The organism is Streptomyces boluensis (assembly GCF_009908195.1).
In the GTDB taxonomy this organism is placed as follows: domain Bacteria; phylum Actinomycetota; class Actinomycetes; order Streptomycetales; family Streptomycetaceae; genus Streptomyces; species Streptomyces boluensis.
Window position 1 is genome coordinate 1 of the sequence record NZ_JAAAHS010000565.1, and the last position, 3,537, is coordinate 3,537.

Below are 3,537 nucleotides of genomic sequence, written 5' to 3' on the forward strand. Positions count from 1 at the left end.
GTGGTGGGGTGGCGGGTACGGAGCCCGGGGCCGCGCCCTGCCCACCACCCCAACTGCCCTCAGAGCTTGGACAGTTCGTCCACCAGGTCGTCCAGGCCGAGTGAACCCTGCGACAGGGCCGCCATGTGCCAGGCCTTGGCGTCGAAGGCGTCGCCGTGCGCCTTGCGGGCGTTCTCCCGGCCCAGCAGCCAGGCGCGTTCCCCCAGTTTGTAGCCGATGGCCTGGCCCGGCATCGACAGGTAGCGGGTCAGCTCGCTCTCCACGAAGTCAGCGGGCCGTCCGCTGTGCATCCCGAAGAACTCCTGCGCGAGCTCCGGCGTCCAGCGCTCGCCGGGGTGGAACGGCGAGTGCTCCGGGATCTCCAGCTCCAGGTGCATGCCGATGTCCACGATCACCCGGGCCGCGCGCATCATCTGCGCGTCCAGATACCCGAGCCGGCGCTCCGCGTCCGTGAGGAAGCCCAGCTCGTCCATCAGCCGCTCCGCGTACAGCGCCCAGCCCTCGGCGTTGGCGCTGACCATGCCGACCGAGGCCTGGTACCGGGACAGGTCCTCCCGGACGTGCACCCACTGCGCGAGCTGCAGATGGTGGCCGGGCACCCCCTCGTGGTACCAGGTGGACACCAGGTCGTACACGGGAAAGCGGGTCTCGCCCATCGTCGGCAGCCAGGTGCAGCCGGGGCGGGAGAAGTCCTCCGACGGCGGGGTGTAGTACGGGGCGGCGGCGCTGCCGGGCGGGGCGATCCGGGACTCCACCTTCCGTACCGGCGCGGCCAGTTCGAAGTGGGTGCCGTCCAGCGCGTCGATGGCCTCGTCCATGACGCTCTGCAGCCAGCGCTGCACCTCGTCGACGCCCTCGATGTGCTCGCCGTGCTCGTCCAGGTGCTTGAGCGCCTCCCACGGGCTGCTCGCGCCGGGCAGCACCTTCTCGGCCTCGGCCCGCATCTCGCCGAGAATGCGGTGGTACTCGGACCAGCCGTACGCGTACGCCTCGTCGAGGTCCAGGTCGGTGCCGTTGAAGTACCGGGACCAGCGGGCGTACCGCTCGCGGCCCACGGTGTCGGTGGCGCCGGCGACCGCCGGTGCGTACTCCTCGCGCATCCAGTCCCGGAGCGCGGCCACGGCCGCGGTGGCGGCGGCGGCCGCCGAATCCAGCTCGGCGCGCAGCGACGCGGGGCCGGACGCGGCGAACTGCTCGAACCAGGCGGTTCCGCCGTCCTCCCCGGACCACTCGGCGAGCTGCCCGATGAACGTCTCGGTGGCGCGCGGCCCGCCGTGCAGCTTGCGCTCCAGACCGAGGGCGAGAGACGCGCGGTACCCCTCGAACGCGGTGGGCACCGCGCGCAGCCGCTCGGCGACGGCCGCCCAGTCCTCCTCGGAGTCCGCCGGGGTGACCGTGAACACCTGGCGCACCGAGTGCGCCGGCGAGTGCAGATTGCTGACGGCGCGCAGATGTTCGTCGGCGTCGTGCACCGCCAGCTCCGCCGTCAGCCGCTCCCGCAGCAGCCGGGCGCAGCGCCGCTCCACGTCGCTGTCGCCGCCCGGCGCGCGCTCGGCCTCCGTGAGCCGGTCGAGGGTGGCACGGGCGAGATCCGCGAGCGCCTGCGCGCCTGCGGGGGAGAGGTCGGGCAGCGCGTTCGAGCACTCCCTCACCCCGAGGAAGGTGCCGGTGATCGGGTCGAGGGCGATCAGGTCGTCGACATACGCGTCGGCGACCTGGCGGGGCAGTGGGGTCCGCGTGGTGTCTGGCATACGGCCATCCTCGTACGACGGACCGCGTCGCGTCATTCGTTTCTGCTGTGCGCGTGCCCTGTCTGCTCTTGGCTACATTTCCGTGACTGTGCCGGGATCGTCAGGTAGGGCGGGGGTTTTCGCTCCGGGCGGCAGCACCGGGCCGCACTCCCAGCGTTGGAAGATCAGCCGGGTCTCCACCCGCGCCACCTCGCGCCGGGACGTGAACTCGTCGAGTACCAGGCGCTGGAGGTCGGCCGTGTCCGCGACCGCGACATGGATCAAGTAGTCGTCGGGACCGGCCAGATGGAACAGGGCGAGGGTGTCGGGCAGCGCCCGGACGCGGTCCACGAACGGGCCGACGATCTCCCGGCGGTGCGGCCGCAACTGCACCGAGAGCAGGGCCTGCAGCCCACGACCGAGGCGGGCCGGGTCGAGCCGCAGCTCATGCCCGAGGATCACGCCCGCGCGGCGCAGCCTGGCCACCCGGTCGAGGCAGGTGGACGCGGCCACGCCGACCTGCGCGGCGAGATCGCGGTACGTGGTCCGGGCGTCGTTCTGCAGCAGCCGCAGAATGTCCAGGTCCACCGGGTCCAGTACGACTGATTCGGCCATCGGCCGAACGTAGCACGGGATTTCACCCCCTGACCCCGGCCGGTGTTCAGGCTCTGCGCATGGACTCCACCAGGGACATCGACGCCTCGGACATCGACGCTTCGGACATCGACGCCACGGACATCGCCTGCGGCCACCGGGAGACCCCCGAAGGCCGCTACCCGGGCACGGCCCGCCGGGCGCTGACCACCGAGGCCGTGCACGCCGGCCGCGAGGACCTCGCGGGACTCGGCCTGCACGCCCCGCCGCTCGACCTGTCCACGACCTACCCCTCGTACGACAGCAGGGCGGAGGCGGCGCGCGTGGATGCGTTCGCCGCGACCGGGGTGCTCGACGAGGGGCCGCCGGTGTACGCGCGGCTCGGCAATCCCACGGTCGGGAGGTTCGAGACGGGTCTCGCCCGGCTCGAAGGGACCGAGAGCGCCGTCGCGTTCGCCAGCGGCATGGCCGCGCTCACGGCGGTGCTGCTCGTCCGGGTCGCCGCCGGTCTCCGCCATGTCGTCGCGGTCCGCCCGCTGTACGGGTGCAGCGACCATCTGCTCACGGCCGGGCTGCTCGGCTCCGAGGTCACCTGGGTCGACCCGGCGGGGATCGCGGACGCCATCCGGCCCGACACCGGCCTGGTGCTTGTCGAGTCGCCCGCCAACCCGACGCTCGCCGAACTCGACCTGCGCGCCGTCGCGCACGCCTGCGGGACCGTGCCGCTGCTCGTCGACAACACCTTCGCCACCCCCGTACTGCAGCGACCCGCTCAGAGCGGCGCCCGGCTCGTCCTGCACAGCGCCACCAAGTACCTCGGCGGCCACGGTGACGTGCTCGGCGGGATCGTGGCCTGCGACGAGGAGTTCGCCCGCTCGCTGCGACAGGTGCGGTTCGCGACCGGCGGGGTGCTGCACCCGCTCGCCGGCTACCTGCTGCACCGGGGTCTGGCCACCCTGCCGGTACGGATGCGGGCCGCCTCCGCGACCGCCGCGGAACTCGCCCGGCGCCTCGCCGCCGACCCGCGCGTGAGCCGGGTGCACTATCCGCGGATCGGCGGCGCGATGGTGTCCTTCGAGGTGACCGGCGCACCGCACGAGGTGATCGCCGGGGTGCGGCTGATCACCCCGGCGGTGAGCCTCGGCAGCGTCGACACTCTGATCCAGCATCCGGCGTCGATCAGCCATCGGGTGGTGGCGGAGGGGGATCGGAG

Annotated in this window: 3 protein-coding genes; 1 reads left to right on the top strand and 2 read right to left on the bottom strand. The window is 72.8% G+C overall.

Translation table 11 applies throughout. From position 1 onward, the window contains the following. Window positions 1-59 precede the first annotated feature (59 nt). Both GUY60_RS35895 and GUY60_RS35900 read right to left on the bottom strand, forming a co-directional pair. Window positions 60-1,751 carry a DUF885 domain-containing protein gene (locus tag GUY60_RS35895; RefSeq protein ID WP_161705616.1) on the bottom strand — a complete coding sequence of 564 codons (1,692 nt, stop codon included), beginning with the start codon at window positions 1,749-1,751 and terminating at the stop codon, window positions 60-62. Between the two features lie 72 nt (window positions 1,752-1,823). Continuing rightward, on the bottom strand, window positions 1,824-2,345 hold the full coding sequence (locus GUY60_RS35900) for an Lrp/AsnC family transcriptional regulator (protein WP_161705618.1): 522 nt from the start codon (window positions 2,343-2,345) through the stop codon (window positions 1,824-1,826). A gap of 59 nt (window positions 2,346-2,404) precedes the next feature. Between GUY60_RS35900 and GUY60_RS35905 the strand changes: the two genes are divergently transcribed. After that, on the top strand, window positions 2,405-3,537 hold a 1,133-nt coding region (locus tag GUY60_RS35905), incomplete at its 3' end, for a trans-sulfuration enzyme family protein (RefSeq protein WP_161705620.1).